General features: G+C 69.0%; 13 protein-coding genes. 5 read left to right on the top strand and 8 right to left on the bottom strand.

Annotated features, from left to right (window positions below):
* The first annotated feature begins 88 nt into the window (after positions 1–88).
* Positions 89–547, top strand: coding sequence for a MarR family transcriptional regulator (locus NMI01S_RS13865; RefSeq protein WP_174554518.1), 459 nt, complete (start codon positions 89–91; stop codon positions 545–547).
* 16 nt (positions 548–563) lie between these two features.
* On the opposite strand, the gene NMI01S_RS13860 is transcribed toward NMI01S_RS13865, so the two are convergent.
* Positions 564–1,031, bottom strand: a complete 468-nt coding sequence (locus NMI01S_RS13860; RefSeq protein ID WP_062997247.1) for a YybH family protein — start codon at positions 1,029–1,031, stop codon at positions 564–566.
* An 11-nt stretch (positions 1,032–1,042) separates the two neighbouring features.
* Positions 1,043–1,627: an NADPH-dependent FMN reductase gene (locus tag NMI01S_RS13855; protein ID WP_062997245.1), complete on the bottom strand. Its 585-nt coding sequence runs from the start codon at positions 1,625–1,627 to the stop codon at positions 1,043–1,045.
* Between the two features lie 158 nt (positions 1,628–1,785).
* On the opposite strand from NMI01S_RS13855, the gene NMI01S_RS13850 reads away from it, so the two are divergent.
* Complete coding sequence (locus NMI01S_RS13850) at positions 1,786–2,274, top strand: M15 family metallopeptidase (protein ID WP_084512946.1); 489 nt, start codon at positions 1,786–1,788, stop codon at positions 2,272–2,274.
* A 219-nt stretch (positions 2,275–2,493) separates the two neighbouring features.
* Positions 2,494–2,736, top strand: a complete 243-nt coding sequence (locus NMI01S_RS13845; protein ID WP_062997243.1) for a hypothetical protein — start codon at positions 2,494–2,496, stop codon at positions 2,734–2,736.
* A gap of 42 nt (positions 2,737–2,778) precedes the next feature.
* Here NMI01S_RS13845 and NMI01S_RS13840 read toward each other — a convergent pair whose 3' ends face one another.
* The 5 genes from NMI01S_RS13840 to NMI01S_RS13820 form a co-directional block, all read right to left on the bottom strand.
* Complete coding sequence (locus tag NMI01S_RS13840; RefSeq protein WP_062997241.1) at positions 2,779–7,002, bottom strand: TIGR02680 family protein; 4,224 nt, start codon at positions 7,000–7,002, stop codon at positions 2,779–2,781.
* A gap of 3 nt (positions 7,003–7,005) precedes the next feature.
* Positions 7,006–8,451, bottom strand: a complete 1,446-nt coding sequence (locus NMI01S_RS13835) for a TIGR02678 family protein (protein WP_062997239.1) — start codon at positions 8,449–8,451, stop codon at positions 7,006–7,008.
* Positions 8,451–9,959 carry a TIGR02677 family protein gene (locus tag NMI01S_RS13830; protein WP_062997500.1) on the bottom strand — a complete coding sequence of 503 codons (1,509 nt, stop codon included), beginning with the start codon at positions 9,957–9,959 and terminating at the stop codon, positions 8,451–8,453. Before NMI01S_RS13830 ends, NMI01S_RS13835 begins: the two co-directional genes overlap by 1 nt.
* Before the next feature lie 159 nt (positions 9,960–10,118).
* Positions 10,119–10,883, bottom strand: coding sequence for a DUF2127 domain-containing protein (locus NMI01S_RS13825; protein ID WP_062997237.1), 765 nt, complete (start codon positions 10,881–10,883; stop codon positions 10,119–10,121).
* Between the two features lie 58 nt (positions 10,884–10,941).
* A complete protein-coding gene (locus NMI01S_RS13820) occupies positions 10,942–12,135 on the bottom strand; it encodes an NsdA family TPR-like regulatory protein (RefSeq protein ID WP_218021009.1) in 1,194 nt (397 codons plus the stop codon).
* A 232-nt stretch (positions 12,136–12,367) separates the two neighbouring features.
* Here NMI01S_RS13820 and NMI01S_RS13815 point away from each other — a divergent pair, with 232 nt between their 5' ends.
* Positions 12,368–12,673 carry a hypothetical protein gene (locus tag NMI01S_RS13815; RefSeq protein ID WP_062997235.1) on the top strand — a complete coding sequence of 102 codons (306 nt, stop codon included), beginning with the start codon at positions 12,368–12,370 and terminating at the stop codon, positions 12,671–12,673.
* A 72-nt stretch (positions 12,674–12,745) separates the two neighbouring features.
* Here NMI01S_RS13815 and NMI01S_RS13810 read toward each other — a convergent pair whose 3' ends face one another.
* A complete protein-coding gene (locus NMI01S_RS13810) occupies positions 12,746–13,606 on the bottom strand; it encodes a PAC2 family protein (RefSeq protein ID WP_210743458.1) in 861 nt (286 codons plus the stop codon).
* Between the two features lie 161 nt (positions 13,607–13,767).
* On the opposite strand from NMI01S_RS13810, the gene metH reads away from it, so the two are divergent.
* The gene (gene metH / locus NMI01S_RS13805; RefSeq protein WP_062997233.1) at positions 13,768–17,346 is read left to right on the top strand and encodes a methionine synthase; all 3,579 of its coding nucleotides are present in this window, start codon (positions 13,768–13,770) and stop codon (positions 17,344–17,346) included.
* Positions 17,347–17,367 lie beyond the last annotated feature (21 nt).

Genomic DNA, 17,367 nt, shown 5'->3' with positions numbered 1-17,367 from the left:
CGGAAAGGGGCGACAGCGTGTCCACGTGGGACGATGGGCCGGTTCGGCAATTTAGCTTTGAAAGCAAAGGTATTTGAGGGAGAAAGGTATGTCAACGGAGGACGACGGGTTGTCCCTGGACGACAGTGTCCGGGCGATGGTGCTGCTCATGCCGCGACTCGTCGGGCGCGCGAAACGCTTGCCGGTGCCCGAGGCGCTGCGCTCGTTCGATCTGGCACCGCGCCATCTGTCGTTGTTGACGTACGTGCTGTTCGACGGGCCGCTCACGGTCAGCGAACTGGCGAGGCGACTGGAGGTGGCACCGACCACCGTGAGCCTGATGATCGGCGACCTCAGCCGCCAAGGCGTCCTGGAACGCCGCCCCGACGACAACGACCGGCGGCGCACCCTCGTCGCGATCGCCGACGCGCACCGAACGGCGGTGTCGGACTGGCTCGGCGGCGCGGATCGGGGGTGGCGCGCCGCGCTGGGCCCGCTGACCGCGGAGCAGCGGGCCCTGGTCATCACGACACTGCGCGCCTACGAGGATGCCGTCTCATCCGGCTGACACCGCGGAAACCCGGTCAGGGTTCGAGATCGACGACGCCGGTGCCGCTGGCGATGTCGAACGGTACCGACACCTGGTCGTGCGCGATCAGCCAGGCGCCGTCGATCTTTCGCATTCCGTAGGTGACGCGGACCCACATACCGCTGTTGGCCACCCCGCTTTTCATCGTGCCGTGCAGCCGGGCGAAGGCGTGCCCGAAGGCCACGTCCTCGCCCACGGTGAATGTCAGATCGCGAATCTCGTAGTCCACGTCCTCGAAGAACAGGAAAACCTTGGTCCAGTTGTCGAGTTTCGCGGCGATCCCGACGTGCTGGAGTGGCGGCTCGACATCGAAGGACACGACGTCGGTCGCGTATGCCCGCCGCACCGCGTCGAGATCCTTGGCGCGCAGACCGTCGACCACTCGGCCGATCTGCCGGCGGATCTCGGCTTCGTCGGCCGCGAGGCGGTCGGCGCGGGACTGAAAGTCGTTGAATGCGGTCATGTTTCGGCTCCTCAGGAAGTGGCGAGAGTGGTTTCGGCGCCGGCCCGCAGCGGGGCCAGGGCAGTGCTCCACGCGATGACTTGGTCCAGTGTCTTGTCCAGTGCGGCGCCATGATGGTCACGCGGGGTGAACGTGGTGTGGTTCTCGAAATCGGTGAGCACCGAGATCGAGACCTGATAGCCCACATCGGCCATGCCCAGCGAGCCGCAGACCGCCCGCAGTTGCACGACCGCGCGGGCGCCGCCGTTCGCGCCGTAGGAGACGAATCCGACCGCCTTGTCGACCCACTCCGCGAACACGTGATCGAGGGCGTTCTTCAGCACCCCGGGCATCCCACCGTTGTATTCGGGCGTCACCAGCACGAAACCGTCGAACGGCGCGATCCGCTCGGCCCAGGCCCGGGTGTGCGCGTGCACCGAGGGGCCGAACATCGGCGGAACGGGCTCGTCCAGATGCGGCAGCGGGTGATCACGCAGATCGATCAGTTCGAACTCGGCGTCGCCGCGACGCGAGGCCGAGTCCAGAACCCACTGCGCCACCTGCGCACCGTTGCGGTTGGGGCGGGTACTGCCGAGGATGATGCCGATTCTGGTCATATCCGGAACTCCTGGATGGCTGAAAACTGGTACGCCCTTCCGACGACGCAGCCGCCCGGAATGTCAGGCGGTGGGTGTGCCCGGCGGCTCGCGGTCGCGACGGTGGGCCGGGACCCGGTTGCGCGGTGTGCGGATCGGCGCTGGTTACGATCGTTTTCATGCTGCGAGGACTTGCTGGTACAGCCGTGGTGGTCGGTGTGGCTCTGGCCGGGGCCGCGGGACCGGGTCTGGCCGAACCCACCCATACCGCATTCGCCGCCGGCACCGAAGGACTGGATCCGCTGCTGGCCGCCGCCTACACGATGGCCGAACGCCAGGCCCACCAGCAGGGCGTGCCGCTCGAGATCGTGTCCGGTCACCGCACCCGCGACGAGCAGGAACAGCTGTGGGAGCAGGGCATCGCCACCTACGGCGGTCCCGACGCCGCGCGGCGGTGGGTGCTGCCGCCCGACGAATCCACCCACGTGACCGGTAAGGCGATCGACGTCGGCCCACAGCAGGGCGCGCAGTGGTTGCAGGACAACGGAAATCGGTGGGGGCTGTGCCGGACGTTCGACAACGAGTGGTGGCACTTCGAGTTGCAGACCTTCCCCGGCGGCGCGTGCCCGCCCCGGTGGCCCGACGCCGGCGTTCGTCCGCGCCGATAGCGCGAAACTCGCGAATCGGATAGCTACCAATCGGTATTCAGCAAACTTTCGGAGACACGCCGATTGTCCTGTCCAATACCGGTGTGGCGCAGTCGCGGATGGGGCACTGTAAATGTCTGGCGGTTTCCCGGCAGACGGGCCGGGACGCTCGAAGCGATGGAGGTTCGGGTGCGAGGGCGGGTTCCGGTACGGCGGAGCGGTGCGATACCTGGCGATGCGGTGCACAGCGAGACCGGACCGGAGATACCCACGGTCCAGCTGATCCCCGAGACCGGTCTGGCCTCGATACCGTGCGGATGGCTGCTGCCGGAACTGCCGACCGCACTGCTCATCGCGGTCTTCGTCGGCACCGGCTGGGTCGGCTACGCCGCCTCCGACCGGCCGATTCCCGATCCGCCACTGACCGTCGTGGTCGCACCGGGCGACCGGGACACGCTGTCGATCACCTTCGGCGACAGATGAGCCGCGCCGGGCCGAATACGCCCGGCGCGCAACGGATCCCGTTCAGCTGGTCGGCTCCAGCGCCTCGTCGAAGGTGATGCCGCCCTCGACGGTGTGCGGGGTGCGGCGCCGGTTGGGCGAACCCAGGGCGGTGGTCAGATCGGAGCCGTCGTGTTCGGCCAGCAGCGCCGAGGAATCCCATACCAGCAGCGTCGCGCTGACGGTGTTCTCGGCCGCCGAATGCGCGAGATCGTAATGCGCGCACGCGGGTACGTGATCGTAGGTGATCCACAGGTCGTACCCGGTCATGAACAGGTCCAGATCGAAATCGACCGAGAGGCCGAGCAATTCGCTGCGGCCGTTGTCGTCGACGCCGGCGAACGCCTCGTCCAGCGCGAGCAGTCGCGGCGCCTGCGGATCGGCCGAATCCAGCATCACGTGCGCGGCGGCGAACAGCGGAAGATGCAGCGACACCGACTGTTCGCCGCCCGAGAGCGCGCTGTGCCGCGCCACCGTGAGCCGATCCTCGGAGCCGTCGGCGGTCACCAGGGTGAACGAGAACACCCGCCAGCTGCGGTAGTCCAGGGTGGTGGCGAGGATCTCCGGATAGGACCGCTCCGGATGCGCCGCCCGCGCCGCGCGGATCTCGGCGGCGAAATGCGCACGCACCGTGGCCAATTCGCCGGGTCCCAGGTCGGCAGCGGCCCGGTCGAGCAGCTTGCACACCGCGCGCGCCGACTCCGACAGATTGTCGGCCAGCACCCAGTGCACACCGATGGTGTTACCCGAGGACATGCGCCGCTGCTTCATCTCCGCGCCCATCCGGGCGATGAGGTCGCGGGCGTCGCAGGTGCGTTCGTGGATCTGCTGCGCGAGTCCGGTCAGCAGCGCATCCTCGAGAATGCGGCGCTCGGCATCGGTCAGCAGCAGTTCCTGATCGGCGCGGGCCGCGGCGATGCGGTCGGCGAAATCGGCCAGCGCCGCCATCCCGTTGTCGTCGTGCACCTGCACCACGGTGAGGCCGTCGGCGGCATCCCACTGCAGGCGGTAGTCCTGGCGCGCGGAGGCCAGTGCGGCGTCGAATTCCTGCAGTGCCGCGGTCACCGCGCTGCGGGTCGACTTGCGGGCGGACTCCCCGGCGCGCACGGAAGCGGTGGCGGCGCAGAGGTTGTCGAACAATTCGTGCACCTCGACGGGCAGGACGGCGGTCTCATTTTCCGGCCCGCCGGATTCGATGCGATACAGCAGCTGATCTGCGGTCGACCAGGCCGCCGGTGAAGTCGGCCACCGGCTCTCGGTGGGCGCGCCCAGCAGCGAGAGCAGATCGGGCCGCGCGTAGGGGGCCAGTCGGCGGACGTCGGTGAGCAGTTCGGTCAGCGCCGTGCCGAGGGACTCGTGGGCGGCGCGATAGGCGCCTTCGGCCGATCCGACCGCTTCGATCGCCTCGGCGGCGGCCTTGCGGGCGGCGCGCTGTTCGGCGCGGGCGGCGTCGATGCGCTCGCGGGCCTGCTCGAGTTCGCGGTCGATGTCGGCGGCGTCGGCGCCCAACGCCTCGCGCAGCGTCTCGAGTTTGCGCAACTGCTCCTCGTACCCGGCTCGCGCAGCCTCGGCCTCCTCGGCGAAAGCCTCGGCCAGATCCCGGGATTCGGCGAGCCGGTCGTTCGCCTCGCGGGCGCGTTCGGCCTCGCGCTGGTGATCGCCGCGCAGCCGCAGCAGCGCGGTGCCGGTGTTCTCGAAATGACGGACCGCCGCGGCGAGCGCGTCCAGTTCCGCGGGGTCGCGAGGTGCGTTGCGGGCGGCGGCGACCGCGCGCACCTTCTTGTCGGCCGCGGTGAACGCCGAGACGGCCTGGTCCAGGTCGTGTTCGGCCTGCGCGGCCGCCTCGGTATGCGAGCGCAGCACACCCGCCGCCTCCGAGACCGAACGCAGCGCCGCGGTCACCGCACTGCTGCGCGGCAGGTCCTTCGCGGCGGCCGCCAGCCGGGCCAACTCGCCGGAGGCCTCGTCGGCGTCCGCGCGGGCGCTCTGCTCGGCCTGTTCGGCGACGGCGATCTCCTCGGTCAGATCGGCCAGGCGCCGTTCCCGGCGCCGGGCCCGGGCGGTGGCGCCGATGAATTCCGCCTGCGGCTTGTGGTGGCGGCCGAGTTGCACGCCCTGCCGGAAACCCCCGTCGCCGCCGACCGCGACCAGGTTCTCGGATGCATGGGAGTCGTTGTCGCTCACAGCGATCGAGGCGAGGATGTCGGCGAGATGGGTGCGCGAGACCGCGGCGATCGGCGAATCGGAATCGTCGCCGACACCGTCCTCGACTACCAGCACCTGCGCGAGCGTGGGACCGCCGGGCCGCGCGGTCGGCGGGAGCGGGGTCAGGAAGATGTCCGAATCAGTCTGCGGCGCTTCGTCATCCGGTCCGACCCAGGCGTCGAGCAAACCCGCGGCCTGCACAGCGGCTTCGATCCCGGCGGCGCGCTCGGCGTCGACGTCGTCGGCGAAGCGCACCAGCCGCCACAGTGGCGCACCGGCCCGCATCGCCCGGGAATCGGTACGGCTCTGTGGTGCCGGGGGCGCGTCGTCCTGTTCGGCCCCGACCCGCTGCCGTTCGGCACGCAGCGCCGCGGCGCGGTCGCGCGCCTGATCCGCGGCCGCGCGGGCCTGACGGCGGCGGTCCCGCAGCGTTTCGGTGAGCGATTCACTGTGCTCGGCCAGCACCTGCGGCAGCGGCGGCGCATCGTCACCGCCGGCCTCGGCGAGTGCGGCGTCGAGCGCCTCGAACAATCCGGCGGCCACGGGGGAGTGCGGCTCGCGGTGGGTGTCCCACCAAGTGCGCAGGGACGCGGCGGTATTCGCGCGCGCCAGCGCCACCGCGGCCTCCGCCTCGGCCAGTTCGGCCGTGGCGGTATCACGGTGGCGGCCCGCGCGTTCGACGGCTCGTTCCGCGCGGGTGCGGTCGGCCGCGGCGGCATCGGCCACCGTCATCGCCTGGCGCACCGCGCGCACATCGGCGTCGCGTTCCTCGGCGTGACTGCGCACGGTGGTGATGAGCTGTTCGGTGCGGGCCTGTTCCGGCAGCGCGGCCCAGGCGATTCCGGCTTCCTCGGCCGCCGCGCGCAGTTCGTCCTCGCCGCGGGCCAGGGCCGCGGCGGCGGTGGCGACCGCGGCGGTGGCGCGTTCGTATTCGTCGCCGCGCTGGTCGGCCGCCTGCTGAGCCTTGGTCGCCTTGTCGCGGTGGACCGCCGCCGAAGTCTCGAGCCGCCGCACCGCATCGGCCAGATCGTCGAGCTGCTGCTTACCCTCGTAGGCGCTGGAACGCTGCAGCGTCTCCCGATCGGTGAGGGCCTGCTCGTAGGCGCGATCGGCCTCCTCGCCGCGATGCTCGGCCGCGGTGCGTTCGGTCTCACGCCGCTGCCGCAATGCCGCGGACGCGAACAGCGCGGTGCTGCCGTGGGTCACCGCGTCCAACCGCGAGCGCACCTGATCCACATCCGACTTGGCCTGCACCGCAAGGTATTTGCGATAGACGTCGACGAAGGTTCGGGTGGCGGAATCGGCGGCGACCAGCCCCTCGAGCGTGCGGCCGACCTCCTCCATATCGCTGAACGAGCGGGCGGCGTCGAGGATCAGCTGATCGTCGAGCGGGCGCAGACCGTCGGTCAGCGCCTGCGACAGTCCGCGTGGGTCGAGGTTCTTGGCCAGCTGCGGGCGGCGCAGGGTCAGAATCAGATTGATCAACTGGTCGTAGCGCTGCACACCGAGGCCGAACATGCGCGCGTCGATCGCGGCGCGATAGTCGACGGGACGGTCCACGATCGCGTCGGTGCCGATCTGCTCGGCCAGCTGTTTGCGGGTGAAGGGCCGATCGTCGGGACCGATCAACGAGAAGTCCACGCCCACCCGGCCGTCGGCGACGAAATACCACCGCGTCACCTTGTCCGAGGACCGGGTGGCGCGCATGCCGATGCCGACGGTCACCACCTCGGGCTCCGACCAGCGCCCGCGCGCGAATTCCATCCAGACGTAGGAATAGGCCGAATCCTGTTTGCGATAGAGCAGATTCGACTTCATCGTGCGCTCTTCACCGGCGAACGGATTCAACCGGCGCGGCTCGATGCGGCCGTCGAAGACGAAGGGGAACAACACCTCCAGCGCCTTGGTCTTGCCGGAGCCGTTGGGTCCGCGCAGCACCAGCCGTCCGTCCGCGAAGCAGAATTCCTGATCGCGGTAGTCCCACAGGTTGACGATCCCGGCGCGGGTGGGAATGAAGCGGACACCACCGTGAATGAGGTCCATGGGTTACTCCGTCCCCTTTCCTGAGCTACTGGATCCCGCCGCGCCGGCCGGTGCGGGCGCCGGTTGCCCGGTGGCGTGCGCGCCCAGCGATCGTGCCGAGGCGAACAATTCGGATTCGGCCCGCGTGCGCACGGTGACCACAGCGCCCCGGTAGCGGGCGAGCGCGGGCAGGGCCAGGACGCCGCCGTCGACCGTCTCCACGAGGGACAATCGCGCCAGCAGACCGACCACCTCGGTGGTGAGCCCGCCCACGTCGGCCTGCCATTGGGCGGCGAAGGTCGAACCGTACCGCTCGGTGAGGGCGTGCACCGTCGCGCGAATCCACTCGTCATCGATGAACGGATGGGTGACCGGCTCGGGACCTTCCTCGTCGTCGGCCGGATCCTCCGCGTCGACGGGCTCCTGCGGCATCGTGACCAGCGGCGCGAAGACGGTGGCCGCCGGAATGGCGGCATCGAGCCCGTCCGCCGTGTCGGTGGCGGCGGGCGGACGCGGTTGCCGGGGTAGCGGATCGTCGATGTCGAGGACCCGGTCGGCGATCTCGCCGATCAGCAGCAGTGCCACCTGCGCGAGGGTTCCGGTGCTGGGGAAGCGCACATCGGAGAACCGGCCCGAGGTGTCGATCAGGGCCACGCCCTCACCGCGCCGTTCGGCGCGCAGCCCGGTCAGCAACTCCACCTCCGCCACGATCTTCTCGCTGCCCAGCGCGGATTGCTCGGCCGCACCGAGGGTTTCGGTGTACACGACCGGCAGCTCGATCAGCGCCCGCCGCACCCGGCGCGCGGCCGCGGCCCGCGACGGCACGGAAGTCGTTGCGGCGGAATCGGTGTCGTCGGCGAGCAGGGTGCGCACACTGTGCAGGTGCTGCAATGCGCGCGGCGGCCGGAAGATCGCGAACACCACCGAGCGGTCGATGTCGTAGAGCGCCTCACCCGCTTCCGGGTCGGCCGCCCAGCCACCGGCGTCGCCGTCGGCGAGGGACAATGCGCCACGGGCGGCCAGCCACGCCACCGCGTCCACGAACGCATCCCGGTCGGCGGCCCGTTCGGTCGACAGTTCCAGCCCCTCCACCCGCACGGCGTAGGCCGCGACCTGATCGGCCAACTCCGACAGCGTGATCTGGTCTCCGGCGCGACCGAGCGCGGCCAGGGCGAGCGACAGATAGGCGTAGCGGCGCCGGTCGAAGACGCGATCGGCGGGGGTGCGGGCGGGACGGCCGGTATCGAGCCGGTCGGGGATCGGGAACAGCCGTGCCGTGGTCTCGGTGACCTCGAGCCGGTAGCCGAGCAGTTCGGCCATATCCTCGCGCAGTTCGGTGGCCCAGCGCCGAATCAGCGGCAGCGCAATGCGATCCGGGAAGGTCCGGGTCACCAGATGATTGGCCAGCAGGATCCGCGCGGCGCGCTGGTAACTGTCCAATGCCAGCGGGTCGATGGTTTTCGCGTGCATCACGACCGCCCGGAGGCGGTACGGGCGCGGGAATTCTCGCGCACCTCGAGCCGGCGGTGATCGAGATACAGCAGACCCTGGGCGGTGCGCACCACCGTCGAGCCGGGATGTTCGCGAACCGTCAGCGTGACGCCGCTGTCGGATCCGGTCGTGCTTACCCGCCCGCTCACCGGCACCCACGCGGTGGAGGCGGCGTCGAGCAGTCGCAGCAGGACTTCGGTTTCGCGTTCGTCGAGCACCCGGTCGTGCACGTCGGCGGCGGCCAGCGACATCGCGGCCGCCGCGCGGGCCCGCTGCGTCTCCAGTTGGGCCTGGCGCAGCCGCCGCACCCCGGCATCGTTGCGCACGAGACGCGCGGGCGCGCCCGGAGTGGGCTGGCGGCCGGTTTCGGCGAGGGTGCGCGCGATCTCCAGCGGTGCTGCCTCCCACCAGGATCGGTGGGCGGGGATGATGTCGGCGTCCGGATGTTCCATCGACAGATGCCGCGGTCTGCCCAATCCGAACACGACGTCGAACAGGGCGTGCGCGCTGTCGGTGGTGGGCGCGGCGGCGAACCAGCCGGCCAGATGCCGCAACGCCGACTCCCGGCTCACCCCGCCCTTGCGCGTTTCGGTCACGCGGCGCAGCAGCGACAGCACGGCGGCGATCGCGCTCATGGTCGCCTCCCGCAACCGTTCGGCCTCGGTCGCCGGCGCGGATTCGGCGCCGGGGTCGGGCGCACCGCGATCGCGGACCGCGACGAACCATCCGCGCAGCCCCTGCCAGCGGGAGCGCCAATCGGCCTCGCGCGCCGCGACGTCCAGCAACACCCGCTCGTCACAGGAGGCGGCCCGGCTGATCAGCGACTCGGTGCCGGTGTCGTCGACCTCGGCGATCGCGGCCGCCAGCCGGGGCGCGTAGCGGGCCAGATCCATACTGAATTCGCGCATATGCGCCAGCAGCGCATCCTTGTGTGCCAGAAAGGCTTCCGGCGTGGCCTCGGTGGTGCGGACCAGATCGCCGAGGGTCAGGTAGAAGTGTGCCGCGCGGTCGGCCAATTCGGACAGCGCGGTGTCGAGCCGCTTCAGGATCCGATACACCCGCTCGGCGTCGCCGTCGCGATTGGCCTGCGCCAGCGCCTGCAGATCGGCCAGCAGTTCCGGAAGCACCAGCCGCGAGAGCGAGGCCTCGTCCAGGCGCGCGCCCAGTACCTCGTTCACCGCCCGATACGCCTGGAACCCGGCCTGCGAGAACTGATAGACGTAGTGCCGGTTGCGATATTCGGCGAGCGTCGCCGCGCGGGTGCCGTCGTAACTGCGTTCCAGCACACCCCAGGTGTGCAATTGCTCGAGCAGCGGACCGATCTCGGTGGCGGTGGTATGCGGGGCATCCGGCATCCGAGACAGGGTGTCGGCCACATCGGAGGCGTGCAGCAGCACCACATAGGCGGCGCGGGCATGGTCGAATGCGCGCAGCACCCACAGATAGTCGTTGCGTTTGTCGGCGGTGGCGAAGGAGAACAACCGCAGCCGGTCCGCGCCCTCGATCACGGTCTCACCCCGGGTGGGGGAGACGCCGTCGAACAGTGCGGGTTCGGCGGGCAGCAATCGGTCAGCGGACTCGGTCACCGGCACGAGCGTAATACCTGCCCGCGCGCCGCGGCGGCGCACCCGGGCCTCGGCGTGCCGTCACCCCGCTGTGGTGGCGACCGCGGAGCGTTCCACCGTCAGCAGGCTCTCCTCACTGTGCTCGCGGTGGTAGGCGGCGCCACCGCCGTTGAGGCCGAACAACCGCTTCGACCACAGCAACCAGAGCACCGCGGCGACGTTGATCACCAGGGCGCCGGCGCGAACGACGGTGATGCGCTCGGTGAGCTCGTAGATTTCGAACGGCAGGAACAGCGAGGTGGCGATCACCGCGAAATACTCACCCCAGCGCTGCACGTACCACAGGCCCACGGCCTCCACGAATTCGATGACGGCATATGCCAGCAACCCCACCGCGATCCAGGTGAGCACGGTCGGTGACAGCGTCCAGCCCTTCTCGATGAACGCGACGATCCTGGAATTGTCGGGATTCCAGCCGATCTGGTCGGCGAGCGGGCGGAGCAGCGGCAGCTCCCGATCGAATGCCGCATGCAACTGCTCCTGCGAATTGCGCACCTTGAACACCCCGGCGGCGAGCACCACGAACACCAGTCCGCGCACCACGCGTTCGGCGGCCAGCAGCCGCATGATCAGCCGGTCGCGCAGCAGGCGCCCACGCGGCACCTCGGGCGCCGCATCGGCCGGGCCGCGCCCGCGCGGCGCGCCGATCACGAAATTCCCACAGCGCAGACACCGCCACGCCTCACCTGCGGCCGTCGAAACATGCAGGCGCGCAGCGAGTTCCGCTTCGTCGGGGGCGTACGTTGCGTGCCCGTGCCACGAGCAGCTGCGCAGACTGAAGTCCATTCGTCGCAGCGTACAACCCCGGCGGCATCGTGCAATTCAGCGGCGCAACGCAATCCGCTCAGCTCATCGACAGCACCCGCAACTGCTCGAGATAGGTGCGGGTACGAGGATCGGACGGATAGCGTTCGATCATCTCTCGCGCCGCCTCGCCCGCGATCCACAGCAGCGACGGCAGCGAGCGGCGTTTGCCCTCGAACGCGCGCATCGCCTCGTCGACCGCGAGCTCCAGATCGCGATCGCGGACCGCCACCACGGCCAAGGTCAGCTGTGCCTCGGAGACGCGCATCGGCTGACGGACCGAACCGTCGAGGCCGGTGGCGCTGCGGATCACCTGGCGGGCATAGGCTTCCGCCGGGCGGTTGTCACCGGCGACCCGGCAGCAATCCATGGCGTAGAAATCGAATTTCTGCGCGTCGACCACGAAGTGGTTATCCAGATTTGCCGGATTGTCCAATCGGCGCAAGATATCTCGGCCGCGCTCGAGCGCGCGTTCCATCGCCTCGCGATCGCCGATGCGCGCCCATGCCTTGGCCTGCTGCGCGGCCAGCTGCACGCCGACACCCATGCCGCGGCAATTGTCCAGAGCGGATTCGGCCACCTCGATCGCGCCGCGATAGTTGCCCTGGGTGATGGCGAACCACGTTGCCATTTCCGCACCCCAGCCGACGATTTCGGGATGTTCGGCCTCCTGGCCCAGCGACAGCGCCGCGCGGCGGGTCGCCTCCGCGGCGGTGCGCCGACCCAGGTCGTAGTCGACGCAGCCGACCAGCAACGCCACCCAGCCGGCGAGGACCAGCACCTCGCGATGCTGTGCCAGGGTCAGCCGCCCGTCCAGCAGCGAGGTGATGCGCCGCAGCCACGCGGTGCCCTCGGTATGCAGTTCGTGCGGGTCGGCGATGGGATATTCGCAGCACAGCCGCTCGGCGGTGATGCGAATGGCATCCAGTGTGGCCGAAGAGATGTCGGACATTCGCAGCCGGCCGATGAACTCGAGCGTGTCCATTCCCGTTGACGACAGAAGTTCGTCGTCCCGATTGGGGCGCGCCTTGGGGAAAAACGCCGCGGTGACGGTGTCGAACGCCGCGGCGATGATCGGCGCGTAGAAATCGTCCGGGCGTGACTCGCCCGATTCCCAACGGCGCCAATTGCGTAGGAGGGTACTGTCTGTCGGCAGGTTGTGGGATGACTTCGCGCGCATCGCGCGGACGGCATCCGCTTGGGACCACCCCCGCGCGTCTCGTTCGGAGCGCATCCTGACAGCCCAGACGGGTCGATCGTCACTCACGGCCACGTCTGTAGTATCCCACCAGTTAACGCCGGTGGACCCGATAGGGCACGCGGTTGTCCGTCATTGACATCTGCAATTGCATTTGCAGATGACGGATGCTCGATTCGGGCGGTTTTCCCGTCCGCCACAGGTGATCCACAAGCAGGTGATCCACAACAGAACAGCGAGTCCCTTACACATCCAAACGGAGGTTCGGGTGGAAGCGTTGATCTATGGATACGTGCGTGACGACTTAGCCGACGGTCACGCCGCCGAGCTGGAGGATGCGATGTGCACCCTGGCCAGCGAAGTCGGCCTCTGCTTCGCCGCGACGTTCCATGAATCGACCAACGGTGACGGCACCGCGTTCGCCGAGCTCACGGCCGAGCTCAAGCGTGCCGAGGCGCACCATGTGGTGGTTCCGTCGCTCGATCATCTTGCGGGCCAGACCATTCCGCGCGACGTGCTGATCGCGAAGCTGGCCCACGACGCGGAAGCCCAGGTGCTGACCATCGAGACCTGACCGAGTGCGGCCGGTCGCCGGACACGCGTGCGCGGAACCCGCCCGCCGCCGAGTGTCCGGCGCCGCCGCCGGTTACAGGCCGAATCCGCCCTTTCCGCCGCCTCGCCGGCGCAGATACTTCTCGAATTCCGCGGCGATCGCGTCGCCGTCGATCTTGGCCATCGCGTCGTCGAGGTCGACCGCGGCGTCGCCGCGCTCCTCCAGCGACCGCACGTATTCGGTGACCTCCTCGTCACCCTCGGTCATCTCGTCGACCGCGGACTCCCAGTCCTCGGCCTGCGCGGGCAGCTCGCCCAGCGGCACCTCGATATCGAGCACGTCCTCGACCCGGCGCAGCAGCGCGATGGTCGCCTTCGGATTCGGCGGCTGGGAGACGTAGTGGGGAACCGCCGCCCAGAACGAGATGGCCGGCACGCCCGCTCGCACGCACGCGTCCTGCAGTACGCCGGTGATGCCGGTCGGTCCTTCGTAGCGAGTTTGTTCCAGGCTGAACTGTTCGGCCGCTTCCTTGCTGTAGGCGGTGCCGGTAACCGGGACCGGCCGGGTGTGCGGGGTGTCCGCGAGCAGTGCTCCCAGAATCACCACCGTTGTCACCTGCAGTTGCTCGATCAGCTCGATGATGTCGGAGCAGAACGCTCGCCAGCGCATATTCGGCTCGATGCCGTGCAGCAACACGATGTCGCGCTCGCTACCGGGAGGTGAGCAGACCGACAGGGTGGTCGAGGGCCACTGGATCTCGCGGGTCACGCCGTCGACCTGGCGTACGGTCGGCCGGTTGACCTGGTAGTCGTAGTAGTCTTCGGAATCCAGTTCGGCCAGCGGTTCGGCGTCCCAGATCAGTTCCAGATGTTCGACGGCGCCGCTGGCGGCGTCGGCCGCGTCGTTCCAGCCTTCGAAGGCGGCGACGAGAACCGGATCACGCAACGTCGGCATTGCCGGATCGGATGAGGCACTGGGGTTCACCCGGTCAGCCTACGGCGTGGCGGCGGTGTCGTTCACCGCATATCGCGGGATACCGCGTGTCGAGAGCGATGTGGTGTGGCCGCCCGGTCCGGTGGTCAGGATTGTCGGGGCCGCCCACTACTCTGGGGTACATGTCTGTGTCCTCTCACGCCGAGTTCGATACCACGTTGCTCGACACGCTTGCCCGGCGTGTCGTGATCGGCGACGGTGCGATGGGCACCATGTTGCAGGCCGCGGATCTGACGCTCGACGACTTCCGCGGCCTCGAGGGATGCAACGAGATCCTGAACGAGACCCGCCCGGACGTGCTGCGCGGCATCCACCGTGCCTATTACGAGGCCGGCGCCGACGCGGTCGAGACCAATACCTTCGGCTGCAATCTGCCGAACCTGGCCGACTACGACATCGCCGACCGGATCCGCGATCTGTCCGAACGCGGCACCCGGCTCGCCCGCGAGGTGGCCGACGAGATGGGCCCGTCCGGCGACGGCACGCCCCGCTACGTGCTGGGCTCGATGGGCCCCGGCACCAAACTGCCCACCCTGGGTCACGCTCCGTACGTCGCGCTGCGCGATGCCTACACCGAGGCCGCGCTGGGCATGCTCGACGGCGGTGCGGATGCCATCCTGATCGAGACGTGTCAGGACCTGCTGCAGGTGAAGGCCGCGGTCACCGGGAGCCGCCGGGCGATGGAGCGGGCCGGGCGGCGCATTCCGATCATCACCCACGTCACGGTCGAGACCACCGGAACCATGCTGGTCGGCAGTGAGATCGGCGCGGCGCTGACCGCGATCGAACCGCTCGGTGTCGACATGATCGGTCTCAATTGCGCCACCGGCCCGGACGAGATGAGCGAACATCTGCGCCATCTGTCCAAGCACGCCCAGCTGCCGGTGTCGGTGATGCCGAATGCGGGGCTGCCGGTGCTGGGGGCCAACGGCGCCGAATATCCGCTCACCCCGGGCGAATTGGCGAGCGCGCTGCACGGCTTCGTCACCGAATTCGGCCTCGCGCTGGTCGGCGGGTGCTGTGGCACCACCCCGCAGCACATCCGCGAGGTCGCCGACGCGGTCGCGAATGTGGCTCCGGCCCAGCGCAATCCGGAGCACGAGCCGAGTGTGTCCTCGATGTACACCTCGGTGCCGTTCGAACAGGACGCCTCGATCATGATGATCGGCGAGCGCACCAACGCCAACGGCTCCAAGGCTTTCCGGGAGGCGATGCTGGCCGGCGACTGGCAGAAATGCCTCGACATCGCCAAGGACCAGACCCGCGACGGCGCGCACATGCTGGACCTGTGTGTCGACTACGTCGGCCGCGACGGCAGCATCGATATGGCGCAGCTGGCGGGCCGGCTCGCCACCGCCTCGACGCTGCCGATCATGCTCGACTCCACCGAGCCGCCGGTGCTGCAGGCCGGTCTGGAACATCTGGGCGGGCGGTGCGCGGTCAACTCGGTGAACTACGAGGACGGCGCCGGGCCCGATTCGCGCTTCCAGCAGATCATGCGCCTGGTCGCCGAGCACGGCGCCGCCGTGGTGGCGCTGACCATCGACGAGAACGGCCAGGCCCGCACCGCGGAGCACAAGGTGGAGATCGCCGAGCGGCTGATCGCCGACATCACCGGCAACTGGGGGCTGGCCGAGAGCGACATCATCGTCGACTGCCTGACCTTCACCCTGGGTACCGGGCAGGAGGAATCGCGTCGCGACGGCATCGAGACCATCGAGGGCATCCGCGAGCTCAAACGCCGGCACCCGCAGGTACAGACCACGCTGGGCTTGTCGAACATCTCCTTCGGCCTCAACCCGGCCGCGCGGCAGGTGCTGAACTCGGTATTCATGCACGAATGTGTCGAGGCCGGACTGGATTCGGCGATCGTGCACGCCTCCAAGATCCTGCCGATGAGCCGGATCCCGGAGGACCAGCGCACCGCGGCGCTGGATCTGATCTACGACCGCCGCCGCGAGGGTTACGATCCGCTGCAGACGCTGATGGCCATGTTCGAGGGCGTCTCGGCGGCCTCGGCGAAGGCCTCGCGCGCCGACGAGCTGGCCGCGCTGCCGCTGTTCGAACGCCTGGAGCGGCGCATCGTCGACGGTGACCGCAACGGCCTCGAGGACGATCTGGACGCGGCGATGCAGGAAGTGCCGCCGCTGCAGATCATCAACGAAACCCTGCTCGCGGGTATGAAGACCGTGGGTGAGCTGTTCGGTTCGGGGCAGATGCAGTTGCCGTTCGTGCTGCAGTCCGCGGAGGTCATGAAGACCGCGGTGGCGCACCTGGAACCGCATATGGAGGCCACCGACGACTCGGGCAAGGGCCGCATCGTGCTGGCGACGGTCAAGGGCGATGTGCACGACATCGGCAAGAACCTGGTCGACATCATCCTGTCCAACAACGGCTACGAGGTCGTCAATCTCGGTATCAAACAACCGATTTCGGCGATTCTGGACGCGGCGACCGACAAGAAGGCCGATGTGATCGGCATGTCCGGCCTGCTGGTCAAGTCGACGGTGGTGATGAAGGAGAACCTCGAGGAGATGAACACCCGCGGGGTCGCCGGCCAGTTCCCGGTGCTGCTGGGCGGCGCCGCGCTGACCCGCGCCTACGTCGAGAACGATCTCACCGACGTCTACGCCGGCGATGTGCACTATGCCCGCGACGCGTTCGAGGGCCTGCGTCTGATGGACGACATCATGACTCGCAAGCGCGGCGGCGCGGTCGATCCGGACAGTCCCGAGGCCGAGACCGAACGTGCCAAGGCCGCCGAGCGCAAGGCCCGCCACGAGCGGTCCAAGCGCATCGCGGCGGAGCGGCGCGCCAAAGAGGTGCCCGTCGAGGTGCCCGAGCGCTCGGACGTGGCCGCCGACCTGCCGGTGCCGGTACCGCCGTTCTGGGGCACCCGGGTGATCAAAGGCCTCGCGGTGGGCGAATACTCCGGTCTGCTCGACGAGCGCGCGCTGTTCCTGGGCCAGTGGGGTCTGCGCGGACAGCGCGGCGGTGAGGGGCCGAGCTACGAGGAACTGGTCGAATCCGACGGCCGCCCGCGGCTGCGGTACTGGCTGGACCGGCTGTCCACCGAGGGCGTGCTGCAGCACGCGGCGGTGGTCTACGGCTACTTCCCGGCCGTGTCCGAGGGCGACGACGTGATCGTTCTCACCGAACCGGATCCCGCTGCGCCACAACGGTATCGGTTCACCTTCCCGCGTCAGCAGCGCGACCGGTTCCTGTGCATCGCCGACTTCGTGCGCTCCCGGGAGCTGGCCACCGAGCGCGGCCAGGTCGACGTTCTGCCTTTCCAGCTGGTCACCATGGGGCAGCCGATCGCCGATTTCGCCAACGAACTGTTCGCGGCGAACAACTATCGCGACTACCTCGAGGTGCACGGCATCGGGGTGCAGCTCACCGAGGCGCTGGCCGAATACTGGCATCGCCGGATCCGGGAAGAGCTTGTGCTGGAAGGACATTCGGTCGCCGACGAGGACCCCGCCGAGGTGACGGATTACTTCAAACTCGGCTACCGTGGCGCACGCTACTCCTTCGGATACGGCGCCTGCCCCGAACTCGAGGACCGCGCGAAACTGGTGTCGCTGCTCGAGGCGGACCGGATCGGCGTATCGCTGTCGGAGGAGTTGCAACTGCATCCGGAACAGTCGACCGACGCCTTCGTTCTGCTGCATCCGGAAGCCAAGTACTTCAACGCGTAAACTTTGAGCGTTTCCGTGCGT

It is taken from the genome of Nocardia mikamii NBRC 108933 (assembly GCF_001613505.1).
GTDB classification, from domain to species: domain Bacteria; phylum Actinomycetota; class Actinomycetes; order Mycobacteriales; family Mycobacteriaceae; genus Nocardia; species Nocardia mikamii.
Note: the sequence above shows the minus strand (reverse complement) of the source record. Positions and strands in the feature narration are given on the sequence as shown.

Bases quoted from the DNA above. Each gene is read 5' to 3' on its own strand.
- metH (WP_062997233.1), top strand. From the start codon at position 13,768: ATGTCTGTGTCCTCTCACGCCGAGTTCGATACCACGTTGCTCGACACG.
- NMI01S_RS13860 (WP_062997247.1), bottom strand. From the start codon at position 1,031: ATGACCGCATTCAACGACTTTCAGTCCCGCGCCGACCGCCTCGCGGCC.
- NMI01S_RS13825 (WP_062997237.1), bottom strand. From the start codon at position 10,883: ATGGACTTCAGTCTGCGCAGCTGCTCGTGGCACGGGCACGCAACGTAC.
- NMI01S_RS13810 (WP_210743458.1), bottom strand. From the start codon at position 13,606: ATGCCGACGTTGCGTGATCCGGTTCTCGTCGCCGCCTTCGAAGGCTGG.
- NMI01S_RS13840 (WP_062997241.1), bottom strand. From the start codon at position 7,002: ATGGACCTCATTCACGGTGGTGTCCGCTTCATTCCCACCCGCGCCGGG.
- NMI01S_RS13865 (WP_174554518.1), top strand. From the start codon at position 89: ATGTCAACGGAGGACGACGGGTTGTCCCTGGACGACAGTGTCCGGGCG.
- NMI01S_RS13855 (WP_062997245.1), bottom strand. From the start codon at position 1,627: ATGACCAGAATCGGCATCATCCTCGGCAGTACCCGCCCCAACCGCAAC.
- NMI01S_RS13820 (WP_218021009.1), bottom strand. From the start codon at position 12,135: ATGCGCTCCGAACGAGACGCGCGGGGGTGGTCCCAAGCGGATGCCGTC.
- NMI01S_RS13850 (WP_084512946.1), top strand. From the start codon at position 1,786: ATGCTGCGAGGACTTGCTGGTACAGCCGTGGTGGTCGGTGTGGCTCTG.
- NMI01S_RS13835 (WP_062997239.1), bottom strand. From the start codon at position 8,451: ATGCACGCGAAAACCATCGACCCGCTGGCATTGGACAGTTACCAGCGC.